The sequence below is a fragment of the Methylocystis rosea genome, assembly GCF_003855495.1.
GTDB lineage: Bacteria > Pseudomonadota > Alphaproteobacteria > Rhizobiales > Beijerinckiaceae > Methylocystis > Methylocystis rosea_A.
The window spans coordinates 2357703-2376125 of the sequence record NZ_CP034086.1; the positions used below are offsets into that span (position 1 = coordinate 2357703).

General features: G+C 62.5%; 16 protein-coding genes and 1 tRNA gene. 8 read left to right on the forward strand and 9 right to left on the reverse strand.

Going from position 1 to position 18423, the window contains the following annotated elements:
• Positions 1–12: 12 nt before the first annotated feature.
• From EHO51_RS11420 to EHO51_RS11430, 3 genes are read left to right on the forward strand one after another with little or no spacing between them, the layout of a single operon-like run.
• Positions 13–1434 (forward strand): DUF6513 domain-containing protein, encoded by a 1422-nt coding sequence (locus tag EHO51_RS11420; RefSeq protein WP_124739002.1) that lies wholly within the window; start codon positions 13–15, stop codon positions 1432–1434.
• Positions 1418–1999: a DUF447 domain-containing protein gene (locus EHO51_RS11425; RefSeq protein ID WP_109026598.1), complete on the forward strand. Its 582-nt coding sequence runs from the start codon at positions 1418–1420 to the stop codon at positions 1997–1999. The genes EHO51_RS11420 and EHO51_RS11425 overlap by 17 nt, the downstream gene beginning before the upstream one ends.
• Positions 2000–2052: 53 nt before the next feature.
• The gene (locus EHO51_RS11430) at positions 2053–3468 is read left to right on the forward strand and encodes an outer membrane beta-barrel protein (RefSeq protein WP_124739003.1); all 1416 of its coding nucleotides are present in this window, start codon (positions 2053–2055) and stop codon (positions 3466–3468) included.
• Between the two features lie 10 nt (positions 3469–3478).
• Here EHO51_RS11430 and EHO51_RS11435 read toward each other — a convergent pair whose 3' ends face one another.
• The 3 genes from EHO51_RS11435 to EHO51_RS11445 all read right to left on the reverse strand — a co-directional run bounded on the left by EHO51_RS11435 (position 3479) and on the right by EHO51_RS11445 (position 6134).
• Complete coding sequence (locus tag EHO51_RS11435) at positions 3479–4513, reverse strand: hydantoinase/oxoprolinase family protein (protein ID WP_124739004.1); 1035 nt, start codon at positions 4511–4513, stop codon at positions 3479–3481.
• A 67-nt stretch (positions 4514–4580) separates the two neighbouring features.
• Entirely contained in the window at positions 4581–5090 is a 510-nt protein-coding gene (gene fae, locus EHO51_RS11440; protein ID WP_018406101.1) for a formaldehyde-activating enzyme, read from the reverse strand.
• Positions 5091–5243: 153 nt separating this feature from the next.
• The gene (locus EHO51_RS11445; RefSeq protein ID WP_124739005.1) at positions 5244–6134 is read right to left on the reverse strand and encodes an NAD(P)-dependent methylenetetrahydromethanopterin dehydrogenase; all 891 of its coding nucleotides are present in this window, start codon (positions 6132–6134) and stop codon (positions 5244–5246) included.
• 384 nt (positions 6135–6518) lie between these two features.
• Here EHO51_RS11445 and rpmB point away from each other — a divergent pair, with 384 nt between their 5' ends.
• Complete coding sequence (rpmB, locus tag EHO51_RS11450) at positions 6519–6812, forward strand: 50S ribosomal protein L28 (protein WP_029651098.1); 294 nt, start codon at positions 6519–6521, stop codon at positions 6810–6812.
• A gap of 279 nt (positions 6813–7091) precedes the next feature.
• On the opposite strand, the gene thrS is transcribed toward rpmB, so the two are convergent.
• The 3 genes from thrS to EHO51_RS11465 form a co-directional block, all read right to left on the reverse strand.
• Positions 7092–9044: a threonine--tRNA ligase gene (thrS, locus tag EHO51_RS11455; protein ID WP_124739006.1), complete on the reverse strand. Its 1953-nt coding sequence runs from the start codon at positions 9042–9044 to the stop codon at positions 7092–7094.
• 805 nt (positions 9045–9849) lie between these two features.
• Positions 9850–10101 (reverse strand): hypothetical protein, encoded by a 252-nt coding sequence (locus EHO51_RS11460; protein ID WP_124739007.1) that lies wholly within the window; start codon positions 10099–10101, stop codon positions 9850–9852.
• 340 nt (positions 10102–10441) lie between these two features.
• A tRNA-Arg gene (locus tag EHO51_RS11465) sits at positions 10442–10518 on the reverse strand.
• A gap of 162 nt (positions 10519–10680) precedes the next feature.
• On the opposite strand from EHO51_RS11465, the gene EHO51_RS11470 reads away from it, so the two are divergent.
• The 3 genes from EHO51_RS11470 (at position 10681) to EHO51_RS11480 (ending at position 12985) form a co-directional block, all read left to right on the forward strand.
• Positions 10681–11448 carry an alpha/beta fold hydrolase gene (locus tag EHO51_RS11470; protein ID WP_124739008.1) on the forward strand — a complete coding sequence of 256 codons (768 nt, stop codon included), beginning with the start codon at positions 10681–10683 and terminating at the stop codon, positions 11446–11448.
• Between the two features lie 71 nt (positions 11449–11519).
• The gene (gene cysE, locus EHO51_RS11475) at positions 11520–12359 is read left to right on the forward strand and encodes a serine O-acetyltransferase (RefSeq protein WP_124739009.1); all 840 of its coding nucleotides are present in this window, start codon (positions 11520–11522) and stop codon (positions 12357–12359) included.
• Between the two features lie 14 nt (positions 12360–12373).
• Positions 12374–12985, forward strand: a complete 612-nt coding sequence (locus tag EHO51_RS11480) for a hypothetical protein (RefSeq protein ID WP_245434564.1) — start codon at positions 12374–12376, stop codon at positions 12983–12985.
• Between the two features lie 202 nt (positions 12986–13187).
• Here EHO51_RS11480 and EHO51_RS11485 read toward each other — a convergent pair whose 3' ends face one another.
• Both EHO51_RS11485 and parC read right to left on the reverse strand, forming a co-directional pair.
• Positions 13188–14807 (reverse strand): DUF4139 domain-containing protein, encoded by a 1620-nt coding sequence (locus EHO51_RS11485; protein ID WP_124739011.1) that lies wholly within the window; start codon positions 14805–14807, stop codon positions 13188–13190.
• Between the two features lie 89 nt (positions 14808–14896).
• Positions 14897–17164, reverse strand: a complete 2268-nt coding sequence (parC, locus tag EHO51_RS11490; RefSeq protein WP_124739012.1) for a DNA topoisomerase IV subunit A — start codon at positions 17162–17164, stop codon at positions 14897–14899.
• A gap of 252 nt (positions 17165–17416) precedes the next feature.
• On the opposite strand from parC, the gene EHO51_RS11495 reads away from it, so the two are divergent.
• The gene (locus tag EHO51_RS11495; protein ID WP_245434565.1) at positions 17417–17653 is read left to right on the forward strand and encodes a hypothetical protein; all 237 of its coding nucleotides are present in this window, start codon (positions 17417–17419) and stop codon (positions 17651–17653) included.
• Between the two features lie 31 nt (positions 17654–17684).
• Here the strand turns inward: EHO51_RS11495 and recO are convergent, their stop codons facing one another.
• Positions 17685–18416 carry a DNA repair protein RecO gene (recO, locus tag EHO51_RS11500; protein ID WP_124739014.1) on the reverse strand — a complete coding sequence of 244 codons (732 nt, stop codon included), beginning with the start codon at positions 18414–18416 and terminating at the stop codon, positions 17685–17687.
• Positions 18417–18423: the final 7 nt, after the last annotated feature.

Genomic DNA, 18423 nt, shown 5'->3' on the forward strand with positions numbered 1-18423 from the left:
CGAAAGCTCCGCATGAGCGAGCGCCTGCTGTTCCTCACCGGCCATCTTGCACTGCCGCGGTTGGAGCGCATGGTCGCGAGCTTCGGCGAAGCGGCGCAGGAATGGCGTATCCACGACATTGGCGTGAAGGTCGCGGCGCTCATGACACAGGAGATCATTCACCGGCGCCTGCCGCGACCCGTGCAAGCGGACCGCGTCATATTGCCGGGGCGCTGTCGCGCCGACCTCGCCGTGCTGACCGAGGATTTCGGCGTCGCCTTTGAACGCGGGCCGGAAGAGATCGCGGATCTTCCCGCCTATCTCGGGCGCGGCGGCGCGGCGCCGGATCTCTCGCGGTACGACATGCAGATTTTCGCCGAGATCGTCGACGCGTCAAAGATGAGCGTCGCGGATATTTCGGTCAAGGCGCGCGAACTCGCCGCCGGCGGCGCCGACGTCATCGATCTCGGCTGTCTGCCGGATACGCCTTTCGATCATCTCGAGGACACGATCGCGGCGCTCAAGGTCCACGGCCTGAAGGTGAGCGTCGACTCGGCCAATGTCGCCGAGCTTGAACGCGCGGCGAGGGCCGGCGTCGATCACCTCTTGAGTTTGGACGAAGCAACGCTGTCGATCCTTCCCGACAATTCGCCCGTGATTCCGATTCTGACGCCGCGCCCGCACGGCGATCTCGATTCGCTGCAGCGCGCCGCCCGCCGCGCGAGCGCGCGCGGAATCAGCGCCATTCTCGATCCGATCCTCGATCCGATTCATTTCGGCCTCGCCGCCTCGATCGCCCGCTACGTCGAACTGCGCGCGCGCGAGCCTGAGGCCGAGATCATGATGGGAACGGGCAATCTCACGGAGCTGACCGACGCCGACTCCGCCGGCGTCACCGCGGCGATGCTTGGCATATGCTCCGAGCTCGACATCCGGCATCTGCTGACGGTGCAGGTGTCCCCCCATACGCGGCGAACGCTGCAGGAGCACGACGCCGCGAGGCGGTTGATGTTTGCGGCGCGCGCCGACCGCGCTCTGCCAAAAGGCTATAGCGACGCCCTGCTGCAGATCCACGACCGCAAACCTTATGCTGCAACGCCGGAGGAGATTGCCGCGCTTGCGCGCGAACTGCGCGATGCTAACTTCCGCATAGATGTGACGCAGGACGGCGTGCATATTTACGCGAAAGGGTTCCACCATGTCGCAGCCGACGCGATGGCGCTCTTCCCGCATCTTGCCGTCGAACATGACGGCGCCCACGCTTTTTACCTTGGCGCGGAATTGATGAAAGCCGAGATCGCCTACAAGCTCGGCAAGCGCTATCGTCAAGACGAGCCGCTCGACTTCGGCGTCGCGACGGAGATTAACGAAGAGGACGCGACGCGCTTCAAGGAAATGGGTCACACGATGCGCAAAGCGGGCGAAGGACCTGCAAAAGATGCCCCTGATACATGAATGCGTCGTCACGACGCTGTCGCCGGAAGGTCGACCGCATATCGCGCCGCTCGGATTGATCGAGGAACACGGCTTCTGGATCGCCGCGCCGTTTCGTCCCTCCTCGACCCTGTTCAATCTCACGCATAATCCCAAAGCGACGGCGAGCTTTACCGACGACGCCCGAATTTTTGCCGGACTCGTCGTCGGCCAACGCAACTGGCCGCTCACCGACATCGAAGACTGGCCGGCGCCGCGCCTTTCCGCCGCGCTGGCGCACGCCGAACTCATTGTCGCACGCGTCGAGGAGCATGAATCGCGGCCGCGCTTCTTCTGCAGAGTGAGGCGGATTGAATCGCATCGCGCCTTTCTCGGCATGAACCGGGCGCGCGCCGCCGTGCTGGAAGCGGCGATTCTCGCGACGCGGCTCGACATGCTGCCACGCGAGAAGATCGAGAGCGAACTCGCCTATCTGCAGATCGCCATCGACAAAACCGCCGGCGAGGCCGAGCGCGAAGCCTGGAACATGGTGATGGAAAAAATTGACGCGTATAAGGAGAGAGCGGAAAAGCGCGCGTCGCGTTAGCGCACCTTTGTTCTTTCGCGATTCGCAAGCTTGCCCCATGAAAGAAGCGTGCGATGAACCGAAACGTCTTCGCGATGGCGGCGATCATTTTTCTTTCGACGTCGCAGGCCATTTGCGACGACGGGGCGACGAAGCCATCGGCGTCGACGCCAAGCTGGCTCGATAGCCTGTCGATCGACGGCTTCTTGTCGGGAGGCGTGGCCGTCAACTTCGCGCGTCCCTTTAACAAGATAAATTTCGGTCATCTTGAAACCGATCGCGCCAACTGGCCGCAATTCAATCAAGCGATACTGAACGTGGAGCGTCCTCTCGACCAGAAGGCGACCGGCCTGGACTTCGGGCTTGGCTTCATCGGAATGCTCGGCACAGACGCTCGTTACACGCAGTTCCTGGGCCAGACCGAATATCTCATTCACGATCGCACGCAGCTTTCGATCGTCGAGGCGAATCTCCAAGTCCACCTGCCAATTCTGACCAAGGGCGGCGTTGACGTCACTATCGGACAATTCATGAGCTATAATGGCTTCGAAAAGCTCACGTCGAAGGATAATGTTTTTTATACGCGCTCCTACAGCTCGAATTTCGGACCCTTCGTCGACACCGGCATCATGTCGATCGTCCATGCAACGGACTGGCTCGATCTATACGCCGGCATTGTCTCCGGTGTGGACACCTCAATCGGCTGGCCCGGCGACAATAATAATTCGCCCTCAATTCATGCCGGCTTTGGTCTCAACCTGCTCGATGGCGACCTTTCGATCCTCGCGATTACACATTCCGGACCAGAAAATCCGAATGTGAAAGACCCTTTGTTGGTGGGTTGGCCGGATGGCGTCATCGGCGGCGTTCCTGCGGCTTGCGCCTGCAATCCCAACAACGCCTGGCGGATGTTCAATAATTTGACGGCGACCTGGAATGTCACGGAAAACCTGAGCTTCACGTCGGACATCAGCTATTTTCGGGAGAGCGGCTGGTACCCCGTATCGGTTTTCGGATCCTATTTCGATGCGCTTAACGCTCTTCCGAACGGCTTCGGTTTGAATACTTCTCTCATCCCGCAACATCCTCGCGGAGCCAACGCATATGGGATCGCCCAATATGCGACGTACAAGATCGACGATTCGATCAAACTTGGCGCGCGCGTCGAATTTTGGCGCGACGCCAAAAATTTCTTCGCCGCCGCCTATCCGGGCTACTTCGACAGCGTCAACTCCGAACACGGCTCTCCCGCTCCATCGGTCATTGTGCAGCCGCAGGGACAAGGGACGAGCTATCTTGCGATCACCGCCGGAGTCACTTTTTCGCAAAAGCTGACGGGGCTTCCATATTTCTCAGGATTGATCCTGAGACCCGAATTTCGATGGGAGGCGGCGGTGAATGATGCGGCGCCCTTCTTCGGGCCGAACGGTCCAAAGCGCACGCAGGGCCTTTTCTCGATGGATGTGATCGCGCCATTCGCGATCCAATGATCGTTGTGCGCTACCGGACTTCCAGCAGCGCGAGCGCCGTAGCCGGCGCGCAATTCGCCGCCCTCTCGGCCAAATCCGGCGACGCCGCGATCAGATCGGCGAAATCGATGAATGTCCGGCCTTGCGCATGCGCCAGACGCGCTGCGAGTCTGCGGCCGACGCCGGCGCCGATGATCGGCGCGGCTCCTGCAATCGCGTCACGCGATTCGAGCAGCGCCATCTGATCTTCGATGGCGCGCAATTGCGCGCGCGCAAGATACAGCGCGAAGGCGCGCCATTGCGCATCGCTCAATTCGGCGGCGTCACGCCCGGCAAGACGCGCCAGCCGCGCGCGGGACGCCGAAACGGTCTTCGGGCGACCGTCCGCCGTCGGCGACAGGTCGGCTTCGGTTTCACCTTCGGGAAGATCGCCGAGGACGCGCCTTACGTCGGCCATCGACGCGAAGGCCTCGTTGACGAGCGGCGTCCACCGTCCGGCGATTGGCGCGCGCGCCGCATAGGCCTGAGGCGCGCCGCGTGAAAATCCGGCATAGGCGAGTTCGCCATAAGCGAGGCGCTCGGCGTCGCTCGCCCCGCGCGCCGCGACACGTCCGGCGCAAATCGGCGTAAGGTCGGTCGTCGTCGATCCGATATCGATGAACAGCGCCTCGGCGCAATGGCGCGCGACGAATTCAGCCGAGGCGCGCCAATTGGCCGAAGCGACGGCGTCGACATGGGCGCCGACCTCGTCGCGGCTGATGAAGCCGTGTTCGCCGGCGTAAAAAAGAATGTTAGGAACGCCGATCTCACGCGCGGCGATGGCGGCGATCGTAACGACGCCGCGCGCCCTGCTTTCGAAGGCGTCGGAGAGCTCCGCGGTCATTGTGACACGATGACGCTCTGCCTCGCCGAGCGCCGAACGCGCGGCGCGTAGCGCCTGCTCCAGGCTGGCGACGCTTTCGTGGGGGGCGCAGGCGATCTGCACAACCGCCGTGAGGCGCCCGTCATCCGCGCGCGCCGCCTTGACATGGGCGCCGCCAATATCCCAGCCGATGACCGCCGCCATCCGCCTCTCCCAAAAAGAAAAAGGGGAGCCGCGCGGCTCCCCTTCAATTTCGAAGATGCTGCGCGGTTCAGTTCGGCGCGAAGGGGTGCTTGGCTTCGTTGCGCTTGGCGACGACTTCCGAAGCCTTCGGCTCGCCCTTGACGGCGCGCGCGATCGCTTCCTTCGTTGCGGTATAATTATAGTCCTGGATCTTCTTGTCGTCCGAAGCGTCCCAATGAATGAACACGCCGACCGCAATAAAGATGTCGTCGGCTTCGTCGACCGGGATCACGCCCTCGGCGACCGAATCCGCAACCGCCTTGGCGACGCCATGCTGCGCCGGGCCGAACATCTGCACGGCCTGCTTGGCGCCCTTGATCGTCACCTTGTTGAAGAGGATCGTGTTGGGCTTGCACAGCAGGTTCGGCGCGACGACCGCGAGCAGCGTCGTGAAGCCGTCCTTGTTGTTGACGAGCGCATTGGCGAAGGCGAGCTCGGCCGCCGAGCCGCGCGGACCCATGATCAGATCGATATGCGCAACTTCATTGCCGTCGCCGACCAGCGACTCGCCGACCAGCATTTTGTTGATCAAAGCCATGTTTTTCTCCCAGAATTCTGGCGCCGGATTCACAGGCGCCCTAAGCGAACCGCACGCGGGGCGCGCGGCGATAAGAGCCCACGCTCGCGGCGCGGACTCAACCATTTTCGCGCGTTCCTGCCAAGCCGCGGGGCCCGGCAAGCGCGCGAGACGTCACACGAGTTCGCGGGCCAATGCGAAAGCGTGACGGAAGTCGAGGCAAAGCGGCACGTCGGACGTCGCCATCTTCTTGAAGAGACCAGCTTCCGTGCCGTATTTGACGTTGCCGATCGCCAGCGCGCCGATGCCCAGCGCGCCATGAGGCGAAACCACGACGCCATTGTCGTGCAGACCGCAGCCTTCAACGCCAAGCGGCGGCACGGCGTTAACGTCGGCGGCGATCAAGAGATCCTTGGCCGCGGCGAGATCTTCCTTCGACAGCACCTGGACGCCGGCGCGGGCCGCGCATAGCGCGATTTCATGCTGGCGCAGCAATTCCCGCACTTGTTCTGGAGAGGAGCCGTCGGCAGGCGCCACCTTGATGTTGAAACGCTTGCACATTTCGTCGGCGAGCTTGGCGACGCGCTCGAGGCCGCTATAGCCGACGACGGTGACCTCTGCGCCTTCAAGCGCCGAGATCACGGCGGCAGAATAGCCGACAACGCCCGTCGCCCCGTAGATGACGACTTTCGCGCCTTTGAGCTCGCGCTGCTTCTTCTCCCGCAGAATTTTTTCGACGCAGGCGACCATCGCGCCGGCGGTGGTGAAGGAGCCGTAGGGATCGGCGAAGAGCGACACTTCGAAGGGCTTGAGCAGCGCTTTCTTTGCGGTGTCCATCATGTCGAGCGCGAGCACGGCGTCGCGGCCGGCGAAAAAGATGCCGGTGCGCAGCGCGGCCGAAGGCGCGCGCGAGAACATCGCGTCCTGCACGAGCGCGGTGACTTCGTCGAGCGTGACATTGGTGTAAGGAATCGCCGCGTCATAGCCGGCGTCGAGGGCCATGTTCACATCGAAGGGGCTCATATGCTTCAACGTGCTGAGCATGTGCAGAATCGCTTTGGCCATTGAATCTCCCCAACCTTTCCCTCGATTTTCGCGTCTTACGCGGCCATAGGCGACGCGCGGCGGGAGACAGTCTCCAGCCCCTCGATCTCTCAATGATTCCGGCAAAAGGAACGGCGCGCGGGCGCGCGCCTCGGCCTCGCCCGGAGCGGTGGGAGGCTTAGAACCCAGAACGAAGCCGATGTCTAGAGGCGTGTGCGCCGCAGCGTGCGGCCCCATGGCGGCGGCTGTTGGTTGACGGCGGCCGCGCTTTGCCTTTATAAGCCCCGCAATCGAGGCTCGGCGCAATCGGCGTCGCGCCTCGCTGTCTTTTTCACCCTCTGCTGGCGATCGCGGGCGACTGACGCCGCGGTCGACGCATGGAAGAATAGAGCGAAAGGAACCATTATGTCCCGCCGTTGCGAGCTGACCGGAAAGGGCGTGCAGTCCGGCAATCTCGTCAGCCATTCCAATCGGAAGACGAAGACTCGGTTTCTGCCCAATCTCGTCAATGTGACGCTCGCCTCAGAGGCGCTGGCGCGTTCGGTGCGTCTGCGCATCTCCGCGGCGGCGCTGCGGTCGGTGGAGCATCGCGGCGGGCTTGACGCCTTCCTCGCGAAGGCGAAGACCGAAGAGCTGTCGCAGAACGCCCGAACGCTCAAGCGCGAAATCGAGAAGAAGCAGGCGGCCGCGAGCGCTTAAAGCTTCGCCTTCTGTTTTGACATTTGGCCCCGTCGCCTTGCGGCGGGGCTTTTGTTTTGCCGCGCCCCGAGTTTGTCGCGAACTCATCGGCAAGGATGCCGAAGTCGCCAATGCATTTGATACACTGCGAAACTGAGGGCAGATGGAGTTCAGCGCGGCTGCCCACTTTATCGCGAAGCGAACCGGGTGGGGTTTAAAAAAGGCCATAACCCCCACCCGCTCGCCTTCGGCGAGCGACCTCCCCGCAAGGGAGGTATACGCCCCGGCGTCCTTGCGCGCTTAACCCCGCATATCCGGCGGCGTCGCTTCCTCCGCCAGCCGCTTTAACGCCTCCTCGAGCGAAAGCTGCGTCTGCGCCTGCGATCCCAGCCGGCGCATCGAGATCGTGCGCTCGGCCGCCTCTTTCTTGCCGGCGACGAGCAGCACGGGAACCTTCGCCAGCGAATGTTCGCGCACCTTGTAGGTGATCTTCTCGTTGCGCGAGTCGACCTCGACCGAGAGCCCGAGCTTTCGCGCCGCGGCGGCGACCTCATAGGCGTAGTCGTCGGCGTCCTGCGTGATCGTGCAGATGACGATCTGCAGCGGCGACAGCCACAGCGGCAGATGTCCGGCGAAATGCTCGATCAGAATGCCGGTGAAGCGTTCGAGCGAGCCGAAGATCGCGCGATGGATCATCACTGGCGTCTTCTTCTCGCTGTCCGGGCCGATGTAATAGGCGCCGAAGCGCGACGGCAGGTTGAAGTCGACCTGCGTCGTGCCGCATTGCCACTCGCGGCCGATCGCGTCGCGCAACGTATATTCGAACTTGGGGCCGTAGAACGCGCCCTCGCCCGGATTAATGCCCGTCTTGATGCGTCCTCCCGAGCCCGCTTCGATGTCGCTCAATACGCGCGTCATGATCGCCTCAGCCTCGTCCCAGGCCTCGTCGGAGCCGACGCGCTTTTCGGGACGCGTCGAAAGCTTCACGACCACTTCCTCGAAGCCGAAATCGGCATAGGTCGAGAGAATGAGATCGTTGATCTTGAGGCACTCTTCGGCCATCTGCGCTTCGGTGCAGAAGACATGCGCGTCATCCTGCGTGAAGGCGCGCACGCGCAGCAGGCCATGCAGCGCGCCGGACGGCTCATAGCGGTGCACGACGCCGAACTCGGCCATGCGCAGCGGCAGATCCCGATAAGACTTCAGGCCATGTTTGAAGATCTGGATATGGCCGGGACAATTCATCGGCTTGATGGCGTACAGCCGATCTTCGTCCGTCTGTTCGCGCGCGGGCGCTGAGACGAACATGTTTTCGCGAAACCATTCCCAGTGGCCGGAAGTCTCCCACAGCGACTTGTCGAGGAGCAGCGGCGCGTTGACTTCCTGGTAGTCGGCCTTCAGGCGCCGGCGCATGTAGGAGATGACGTTCTGGAACAGCGCCCAGCCCTTCGGGTGCCAGAAGATCGCGCCGGGGCCTTCCTCCTGAAAATGGAAGAGGTCCATCTCGCGCCCCAGGCGGCGGTGATCGCGCCGCTCGGCTTCCTCCAGCCGGTGCAGATAGGCGTCGAGCTCCTCCTGCGTCGTCCAGGCCGTGCCATAGATGCGCGACAGCATCGGCTTCGTCGAATCGCCGCGCCAATAGGCGCCCGCGACCTTCATCAGCTTGAAAGCCGTGCCGACCTTACCCACGGAGGGCATGTGCGGGCCGCGACAGAGGTCGAGCCACTGGCCCTGCCGATAGACGCTCAAGGGCTCATCGGACTTGATCGAGTCGATGAGTTCGCCCTTGAAAATCTCGCCCTTGGTCAGAAACCACTGCTTGGCGTCGTCGCGGTTCCAGACTTCGCGCGTGATCTTGGCGTCGCGCGCGACGATCTCGCGCATCTTCTTTTCGATCGCCGGCAGGTCTTCGAGCGTGAACGGCTCCGCCCGGAAAAAATCGTAATAGAAGCCGTTCTCGATGACCGGGCCGATCGTCACCTGCGTGCCGGGATAGAGCTCCTGCACCGCCTCCGCCAGCACATGCGCGGCGTCGTGACGGATGAGTTCCAGCGCGCGCGGATCTTCGCGCGTGACGAATTCGATTCGAGCGTCGCGCTCGATCGGTCTTGCGAGGTCGACGAGCGCGCCGTCGAGCGTCATGGCGACGCTGCGCTTGGCGAGAGAGGGTGAGATGCTTTTGGCGATGTCGACGCCCGAAACGCCAGCCTCGAACTGACGGGACGCCTCGTCGGGGAATGTAACCGCTACCATGTTTGCGCTCCTGTCGCGCTCAGTCGCCGATACGAGTCGACGTAAGTCGCTTTGGATGGACGGCGCCTTCATAGCGCCGCCCGCGCGCGGGCGCAATCGTCGCGGGTGGGTTACTTCTGAGGAGGCAAGACGCGGCGCGCCCGGGAGGGGTATTGCCCGCCGGACGCTTACCGGAAAGCAAGTCAAGGTTGAGCTAACGCCACGGGGACCGGAGCCGAGGTGGCGCGACCGGAGACAGAGTCGCGCCTAAACCAAGAGCCGCGTTATTCAAACATGCGAAGTGTCGGCCTCTCGATTAAAACCAGCGCCCTCGGCCGTACCAACCGCCGCCAAGGATGAGAAGAACAATAATAATGATGAGGAGCGTCTGTGTATCCATGATGTGCATTCCTTTTCAGTGCGATGGCTCCGGCTTTGGCTTGCCCAAATATCTGCGTTGGTCCCAATGATCTCGCCGCATCGCGTACATCATATGGGAGATTCAGCCCGACAAAAAAGAAGTGGGCGAACTGCGTGACCAATATGTCGCGGGATTCTTGACGAGCAACCTAAGCCTTCAGCAGCGCAGGAAGCACGCCGCTCATCGCGGCTGCGAGAAGTCGTCAACACTCTGAGTATTCCCGGCACAAACCGCTCTGGAGATACGAAGAAACCGCGAGGCGCGCGCTCGAGGAGTTCAAAATTGCGCCGACAAGGAAAGCTCGTTGCGGGGAATTTTCAGAGCGATGGCCGCACGCGTTGAAGACTCGTCAGCAGCACCCGATCGGTGCAGCTGCACGGGTCCACGTTCGTGTGAACGGATCACTCAGGCTGGCATGACCAAGCGTATTGAATTCGCTTCGCCAAACTTGGGCCATGGCACTTTAATGCCGGCTGCCTCCAGGAACATCTGCGCCACATAAAGAACGATGAACGCCCCGACCAAAACGACGAGCACGTGAACAACTGTTCGAAATGGCTCCGCGAGGGGAATGACACGGAGCAAGGTCGTCGCGGCCCACCAAAAAACCCCGATGATGATGACGAGAAAGATGAGTCCTATCAATGTTTCGATCATTGTGGCGTCTCCACCGAGCCGAATTTGCCCAAACGGCGGCCGACCCTGCGGAAAAATATGGACCTATCTACGGTTCAGACAAGGCCAGCGGTGGCGGTGAGCCGTCGTCGAATCGATGAGGACGGCGGCCAGACGCGCGGGAGCAATCGTTGAAATTGGCTCAGACCGGCGCCTCCTTTGCCCTCAATGCAGGCTTGGAAGGGAGCGACATAAAAGCGGCGCGTCTCTGTTTGTGTCGTGCATCGATCCCGTCACGAGGATCCGAAGCGACTTTGGGCGACCCGCGCGGGGAAAGGGCTAGCAGCTCGTCAGCCTTTTTGGCGTGTGAGCTTTGATAGGATGGCGCGCCCGAAAGGATTCGAACCTCTGACCCCCAGATTCGTAGTCTGGTGCTCTATCCAGCTGAGCTACGGGCGCCTGTTTGGCCATAGCCCCGATGCGTTAAACGGGCTAAGGCGACGTGCCGGCTCGTTTACCGGCAAGCGACGCGAATGGCAATAGCGCATTTACTTTCGCCTTGCCGCGGCCTTGCGTCGACCGCGTAAGCATTTAAATAAAAGGCCCTAAGTGGGATTTATAATGGAAACGTTCCTGTCGGATGGCGTCGAGATAGCCTATGTCGATTTCGAGCCTTTAACGGAAGATCGCGGCGAACCGATCGTCCTCGTGCATGGCTTCGCCTCGACCCATGCCGTGAACTGGCTGTTCACGCAGTGGATCAAGACGCTGACCGAAGACGGCCGCCGCGTCATTGTCTTTGACAACCGTGGCCATGGTCGCTCCGCCAAGCTTCACGATCCGGCGCAATATAGCCTCGACCTGATGGCCGCCGACATCGTGCATCTTCTCGACCATCTGTCGATCCCGCGCGCCGACGTCATGGGCTATTCGCTCGGCGGACGCATCGGCACGGTGCTGGCGCTGACGGCGCCCGAGCGCGTGCGCTCCTTGATCCTCGGCGGCATCGGCGAAAATCTCATCGAGAACTCCGGACTGCCGCGTGGCCTCGCCGAAGCCATGGAGATCGAGCGCATCGAGGACATTGACGATTCGACGCTCAAGATCTTCCGCGGCTTCGCCGAATCCACCCGCAGCGACCTCGCCGCCCTCGCCGCCTGCGTGCGCGGCGCCCGCAAGTCCGTCGAGCCAGCGTCGCTCGCGCGCATCACCGCGCCGGTGTTGATTTGCGTCGGCACGCGCGACGACGTCGCCGGCGACCCGCTCCCGCTGGCCGAGTTCTTCCCGAATGCTCGCGTGGTCGATATTCCCGGCCGCGACCACAACCGGGCCGTCGGCGACAGGATCTATAAGCAGGCGGTGCTGGAGTTCCTGGATACGCGGCCTTAACGCTCGCGGGCGGGCGCCCGTGCTATTGTCCCGGCGCTCCGCTATATCATTGCCTGACCAAGGAGGGGCGGATGGGCGCCGAAACGCGCGAACTTGGCGCGAAGATCATCGACTTCGCCCAGAATGACCCGCTGTTCGCGCGGCTGCGCGCGGAGGCGGAGGACGTGCTGCGGCGCGAACCGGAGCTCGGCGGCTTCCTGCATCCGGCGGTCCTGTCTCAGAACGGCGTCTTGGGCGTCGTCGCGCATCGCGTGGCGCAGCGCCTCGATCGGCCGGAGGCGCCCTATATCGCCATCCGCCAGGCGTTCGAAGAATGCGCCGCGCGCGAGCCGGGCTTGGTCGAGGCGTTCCGCGCCGACCTGCTCGCCGTGCTCGAGCGCGATCCCGCCTGCACAAGGCTGATCGAGCCGGCGCTGTATTTCAAAGGCTTCCATGCGCTGCAGACCTATCGTCTGGCGCATTGGCTGTGGAAGAACGGCCGCAGCGACTTCGCCCTCATTCTGCAGAGCCTGTCCTCGCAAACCTTCCAAGTCGACATCCATCCCGCCGCCGTCATCGGCAAGAGCGTTTTCATCGATCACGCGACCGGCGTCGTCATCGGCGCGACGAGCGTCGTCGAAGACGAAGTGTCGATGCTGCATGGCGTGACGTTAGGGGGCACCGGCAAGGCGCGCGGCGACCGCCATCCCAAGGTCAGGCGCGGCGTGCTGATCGGCGCCGGCGCGAAGGTTCTCGGCAATATTGAGATCGGCCGCTGCGCCATGATCGCCGCGGGCTCCGTCGTGCTCGACCCGGTTCCCGCCAACAAGACCGTCGCCGGCGTGCCGGCCAGGATCGTCGGCGAGGCGCGCTGCGCCGAGCCGGCGCTTGCCATGGATCAGATGCTGGCCTATCTCGACGCCGGCATGTGAAGGCGGAGTTGACCTTGAGCAAAATTCTCCTGAGCTTTGCGCTCGTTTTTGTCGCGGCGTCGTTGCTGTCTCCACGCGCCGCGACAGCCGCCGGTTGGCATTATTACGATCCGGAATGTCCGATCGAGCTTGGCGGCAACGAACCTGGCGGCAAGTCGATGAAATTCGTCGCCATGCAGCCCAAGAAGAACGTCGACCGGGAGTGCATCGCGCTGCCCGACGTGGGCCCCAGCGTCATCGTGCTCGACGCCGCCGACAATGAATTGCGCGACATGAATTGGGATATCCGCATCCTGCGCGGCAAGGGGCCGAACGGCGACGCCGACCCCGAAGCCGATATCGTCGGCCGCCTGCCGGTGCAGAAATTCCGCAACGGCATGGTGAATTTCGACCAGAATTTTAGGGAGCCGGGCGAATACGTGCTCTACGCGAAGCTGACGAGCGACGACGGCGCGAAGAGTTTTGAAGGCCGGCATCCGTTCTCGGTCGGCCTCGTCACCGACGAGGAAATTTATCTCTACATCGCGTTTGGCGTTTTCGTCGTTGTGGCCGGCGGCGTCGCCTTCACGCTCTGGCGCCAGGGCAAGCTCGGATTCAAAATTCCGGATTTTTCGAAGACGGATTGAGGTTCCTGCGAAACGCTTGCAGGAAAAGCCCCTCCCCAACCCTCCCCCGCGCTTTGCGCGGGAGAGGGAGCAGGTTGCGCGGGTCGTGAAGATTTGTGAGTCTTCGTCGTAAGCCGCGACGGCGCCGTTCTCCCTTCTCCCGTGAAACGGGGGAAGGCGCCGCGAAGCGCCGGATGGGGGGCGAGCATAGCAAGCGTTCCCGCTAACGCCGATCCCAGGATTGGAACTCGCCTTTCCAGCGCGGCCAGGTCGCGCGATATCCAAAGGAGATCCGGCGTGTTTCGCCGGGCGCGAGGTTGTAATCCCAAGCGACGACCCCCTGCCGATCGTCGACGTTTCGCTCGGTCGGCGGCGTTGAGTCTGGCTGTTGTTCGATTTTAAGCGCTGCGTCGGTCGAGACCGGCACCCGATCTTCGATCCTCACGCGTATCGGAAAGGCGTGGCCGTTTCTAATTTCCGTAGCGCTCTGTCGCTCCTCCCAGGCCAATGCTTTCTCCTTTTTCGGAGTGAAAGACTTCGTCGGCTGCTCAATCCGCCTCACCGAGACTGAATCATCGGAGCCGAAACCCAGTTCGGCGGTCTCCTTTGACGGTACATGTTTGAGAGTCCCCCGGCCGACGAAGGAACCGTCGCGGTACAGTTGCACGGGACCAAAAAACAGGGGGGTTGAATCGGTATTGGAGAACTTAGCGTGCAAATAGGCGCTGGTGTCGTGCTCCGGCGTCGATTTTACAAAGACGTTCGCATCCGACTCAAACTGTGCGAGGCGATAAACCTTCGTCGCACCGTTAGCCGGAAGTGAGACGAGACCAGGCACTTCGAAGCTGGCGTCGAAAGCGCTGCGACTGTGGTTCATCGAGGCTTCTTGGAAGCGGATCGAACTGTCCTTCTCCGATTCGAGCCTGACGAGGTCATCGGGGGGTTTGCGCGAGGGCATATCCGCCTCTCCTGGGAATCCGGGAGAAGCCTCCAGCGTCGACAGGCGCGGCGCGGCAACCGCGCCGACAGCTTCGGTTGTCTTCAGCGTCAGTCGAATGTTTTCCCAAACTTCGCCGACGCGTTGAGCGGCTTCGGCGCGGCGTACCAGAGTCAGTCGCCCTTTTGGGGTCATCTCGAAATTGAGACGTGCGTCGTAGACGGGCGCCCATTTGGCGTTGTGGACGAGATATTCGAGCGCGATCTTACCCTTTGCCGGACCATGCGCGGTAATCTCGACAAATACGTCGTATCCCGGCGTGGAGAGTGGGTCGAGCTGGACGGCTTGGCGTGCCTTTTCGATATCTCCATCGATCATCCGTCGCTGACGACGCAGGTCGCGGATGCGATCATCCGCTTCGTCCAACCCCGGCGTGACCGCTACCCAGGCGGCGGGAAGATCCACGGCCCGCGGCTCCTTGGCGTCGGCGGAGGCCTTGGCAAAATTTTGAATCGCTCGTTTTTTCGTCTCGGACGCCTCGATCTGGTCGGTGAGCATCTGCTTTTCGTCGAGAAGCTTGGCAAGTTTTTTCGCCGCCTCGCTTTCAACGCCTGTGCCGGTCGACGGACGCACGGTCACCGCGCCGATAATCGCCTCGTTGTCGCCGGCGCCTTTAACGCGCACCGATTGTTGCAGCAGTTTCGGCGACACGCTCCGCAACACGAGCGTCGAATCTCCGGCGGGCACGGAGAATTCTCCAATCCGCCGCACCAGCGCAGCGTCCAGATGCAACGTGACCGCCTCGACTCGCGAAGCGACTTCAATTTGGTCGGCGAGGGCTGTGTCGTTGAAAAGAAAAAGAACCAGCGCCACGAGCGGCGCAGCTAGGAGAAGCTTTTTTTGCATGGCCGCCTTGAAAAGTCGATTTGCAGAACGGAACGCGACGCCAACACTAATTCGGTCCGAATGAATGGCAATTGAATGGAATCGTCGCCTTACCCAAACCGATTATTCCTCGGGAACCCTCTCGGCGGCAACCTTCCCGCTTCGGCGCGGTGGCCGATCCAGTCCTTGAGTTCAGCCTTGTCGATCGTGAAGACGCGGTTCGAGGCGTCGGTCCATGTCAGGCCGTCCTTCAGCGCGAAAACTTTCGCGTCGGCGACGCCGCCGTCCTTGTAGCGCTGCATGCGCACGCCCTTGCCGCGCGCCATGCGCGGCGCTTCGGTCAAGGGAAACACCAGCAGCTTGCGGTTCTCGCCGATGATGGCGACATGATCGCCCTCCGCCTGCGTCACGATGTGCAACTTCGAGGGTGGCTCGACGTTGAGCGCCGCGCGTCCCTTGCGCGTCGAGGACAAGAGATCGTCCTCGCTCACGACGAAGCCGCGCCCGTCATTCGTCACCAGCAGCAGCGCGGCGCCCGCGACATGCGGCAGAACGGCGACGACGTCGGCGCCTTCCTCGATCTCGGCGAAGAGCCGGATCGGCTCGCCATGTCCGCGCCCGCCGGGAAGTTTCGAGGCCTCTAGCGTATAGGCCTTGCCGTTCGACGCGAGCGCCAGGATTTTCGACGTCGTCTGCGCGAAGAAGGACGCGCCGAGTTCATCGTCGCCCTTGAACTGCAGCGTCGCGAGATCCTGCACATGACCCTTCAGCGCGCGAATCCAGCCCTTCTTCGAGACGACGATGGTCACCGGTTCGCGCTCGATCATCGCCTCGGCGAGGTCGAGATCAATCGCCTCGGGTGCGTCCTCAAATGTCGTGCGCCGCTTGCCCTTCGGCGTCTGCGGACCATAGATTTTTTTGAGTTCGCGCACCTGCCAGGCGATGGTCTTCCACTGCTTGTCCTCATCGGCGAGCAGCGCCTCGATGTCCTTGCGCTCGGCCGAAAGTTCGCCCAGCTCCTTCTTCAGCTCCATTTCTTCGAGCCGGCGCAGAGCGCGCAGCCGCGTGTCGAGAATGTATTCGACCTGCAAATCGGTCAGCTTGAACGCCTTTTTCAATTCGCCCTTGGCGTCGTCCTCTTCGCGGATGATGCGGATCACCTCATCGAGATTGAGGAAGACGATGACCATGCCTTCCAATTGCTCGATGCGCCGAACGATCGCGGCGAGGCGGTGGCGCGAGCGGCGCTGCAGCACGGTCCGGCGATGGTCGAGCCATTGCCTTAAGGCCTCGTCGAGCGAAACGACGCGCGGCGTCACGCCGTCGACGAGCACATTCATGTTCATTGGAAAACGCGTTTCGAGCTCGGAGAGCTTGAACAGGGTCTCCATCATCAGCGCCGGGTCGACGGTGCGCGCGCGCGGCTCGAAAACGATGCGCACGTCTTCCGCCGATTCATCGCGCACATCGGCGACGAGCGGCAGTTTGCGCTCGGAGATGAGTTCGGCGAGCCGTTCGATAAGGCGAGACTTCTGCACGCCGTAGGGAATTTCGGTGACGACGACGACCCATCCGCCGCGCGGCAGCTCCTCTTTGATCCAGCGCGCGCGCACACGAAACGAGCCGCGTCCCGTGCGATAGGTCTCGATGATCTCGTCGCGCTTGTCGACGATGATGCCGCCGGTCGGAAAATCCGGGCCCTGCACGAAGGTCAGCAGCTGTTCGGCGGTCGCCTTGCGGTGAGAGATGAGATAGAGCGCCGCGTCGCACAGCTCGGCGAGATTATGCGGCGGGATCGACGTCGCCATGCCGACCGCGATCCCCTGCGCGCCATTGGCGAGCAGATTAGGCAGCGCCGACGGCAGCACCACCGGCTCCTTCTCCTCGCCGGAATAGTTGGGGATGAAGTCGATCGCGTCTTCGTCGATGCCTTCCAGAAGAGAGCGCGCGACCGCCGTCATGCGCGCCTCGGTGTAGCGATAGGCGGCCGCCGAATCGCCGTCCACATTGCCGAAATTGCCCTGCCCGTCGACCAGCGGATAGCGGGAGGAGAAATCCTGCGCGAGGCGCACCAGCGCGTCATAGATCGCCTGATCGCCATGCGGGTGGAACGAGCCCATCACGTCGCCGACGATCTTTGCGCATTTCTTGAACGGCGCGCCGGGATCGAGGCGAAGAATATGCATTCCATAGAGTATGCGGCGATGCACGGGCTTGAGCCCGTCGCGGGCGTCGGGCAGCGCGCGGCCAGTGATGGTCGAAAGAGCGTAACGCAGATAGCGCTCCTCGAGCGCCTCGCGCAGATCGACGGGCGCGATCACGCTAACATCGCTTGCGCCCTTGCCTTTTCCCGTTCCCGCGCCGCCTTTTTGCGCCATTTCAAAAACCCGATTCTGCCTTTGCGATCGGTACTATGGCCGCGAGGGCGTCGGCGCAAGCGAAGGATTTCGCAGCGGCTCTTTAACTGTGAAAGGACATTGTCGACGCATCGACTGCGTTTTGTGCAGCATTGTAACAAATAATGTCTTGCAGACGCCGCGTTTCGTCCTTTAGAAGGCTGCGAAGCGATGGCGCGGATCGGCGCAGTCGAATTTTCGCCGGTTTTCCGCGGCTTTCAAAACATGGCGTCCATGAAGAAACTGTTTTTGGCGCTCATCTCGGCGCTGCTTGTCACCTCCGCCTCATTCGCCTTGGATAGATCGACGGTCTCCGGTCCGACGGTCGCCGCGCGGGACCGCGCGCCTCAGGCGCGCGACGGTGACGAAGACATGCAGGCGATCTGCCGCGAAGTGCTCGTCGACATCGATCAGGGCTACGGCGTCAGCAGCCATGAATCGCGCTATATTTGCGGCGACAAGCGCCACTAAGCGATCCGCCGACGCGTCCGCTCTTTTTTCCTTACGCCACGCGCAAAAGAGCGCCGACGTAAAGTTCGCGCGCCGCCGGCAGCGCGACGCCGCGCGGCTTGAGCACGTCGCGCGTTAGGAAATATCCGGTCAACCGGAACGCGGCGATGAGATCGGCCTGCTCCGCGACAATGCTCTCATGCTGAAGAAAGCCCGGATAGAGCAGGAGTTTGTCGCGCCATGGCGCGCCGGCGACGCGGCTCACCGCGCGGCCGGATTTCGGCGACACATAGGCGAGATCGTCCTTCGCGCCGGTCAGCGCGCAGGCGTTGAGATCGAGCCCGAAGCCGAGCGCGCCGAGCAGCGCAAGCTCGAATCGCGCCAACATCGTCGCGGCGCCTTCGGCGGCGCGAATGTCGCCAAACTGCGCCGCAATGGCGTCGGCCATTTCGAACAATTCCTCATGCGGATCGCGCTCCGGCAGCAGACGCAGCAACGCGCAGAGCGAGACGACGCCATGGAGCGCCGCGGCGCGGTCGAGGAAATAGGCGGCGCGCGCGGCGAGCGGCTCGACCGTCAAGGCGCCGAGATGATCCTCGAGACGCGCGCGCCACTGCGCCGCGACGAGATTGCCGGGCTGCAGAATCGGACGGAGCCGGCGCGAGCGACCGCCGCGCACGAGACCAAGATGGCGGCCGTGTCCGCGCGTCATCACTTCGAGGATGACGGAAGTTTCGCCATGCCGACGCGCGCCGAGAATAAGAGCGTCGTCGCGCCATTCCATATCAGGC

Coding starts and splice junctions, on each gene's coding strand:
- EHO51_RS11420 (WP_124739002.1), top strand. CDS start 13: ATGAGCGAGCGCCTGCTGTTCCTCACCGGCCATCTTGCACTGCCGCGG.
- EHO51_RS11425 (WP_109026598.1), top strand. CDS start 1,418: ATGCCCCTGATACATGAATGCGTCGTCACGACGCTGTCGCCGGAAGGT.
- EHO51_RS11430 (WP_124739003.1), top strand. CDS start 2,053: ATGAACCGAAACGTCTTCGCGATGGCGGCGATCATTTTTCTTTCGACG.
- EHO51_RS11435 (WP_124739004.1), bottom strand. CDS start 4,513: ATGGCGGCGGTCATCGGCTGGGATATTGGCGGCGCCCATGTCAAGGCG.
- fae (WP_018406101.1), bottom strand. CDS start 5,090: ATGGCTTTGATCAACAAAATGCTGGTCGGCGAGTCGCTGGTCGGCGAC.
- EHO51_RS11445 (WP_124739005.1), bottom strand. CDS start 6,134: ATGGCCAAAGCGATTCTGCACATGCTCAGCACGTTGAAGCATATGAGC.
- rpmB (WP_029651098.1), top strand. CDS start 6,519: ATGTCCCGCCGTTGCGAGCTGACCGGAAAGGGCGTGCAGTCCGGCAAT.
- thrS (WP_124739006.1), bottom strand. CDS start 9,044: ATGGTAGCGGTTACATTCCCCGACGAGGCGTCCCGTCAGTTCGAGGCT.
- EHO51_RS11460 (WP_124739007.1), bottom strand. CDS start 10,101: ATGATCGAAACATTGATAGGACTCATCTTTCTCGTCATCATCATCGGG.
- EHO51_RS11470 (WP_124739008.1), top strand. CDS start 10,681: ATGGAAACGTTCCTGTCGGATGGCGTCGAGATAGCCTATGTCGATTTC.
- cysE (WP_124739009.1), top strand. CDS start 11,520: ATGGGCGCCGAAACGCGCGAACTTGGCGCGAAGATCATCGACTTCGCC.
- EHO51_RS11485 (WP_124739011.1), bottom strand. CDS start 14,807: ATGCAAAAAAAGCTTCTCCTAGCTGCGCCGCTCGTGGCGCTGGTTCTT.
- parC (WP_124739012.1), bottom strand. CDS start 17,164: ATGGCGCAAAAAGGCGGCGCGGGAACGGGAAAAGGCAAGGGCGCAAGC.
- EHO51_RS11495 (WP_245434565.1), top strand. CDS start 17,417: ATGAAGAAACTGTTTTTGGCGCTCATCTCGGCGCTGCTTGTCACCTCC.
- recO (WP_124739014.1), bottom strand. CDS start 18,416: ATGGAATGGCGCGACGACGCTCTTATTCTCGGCGCGCGTCGGCATGGC.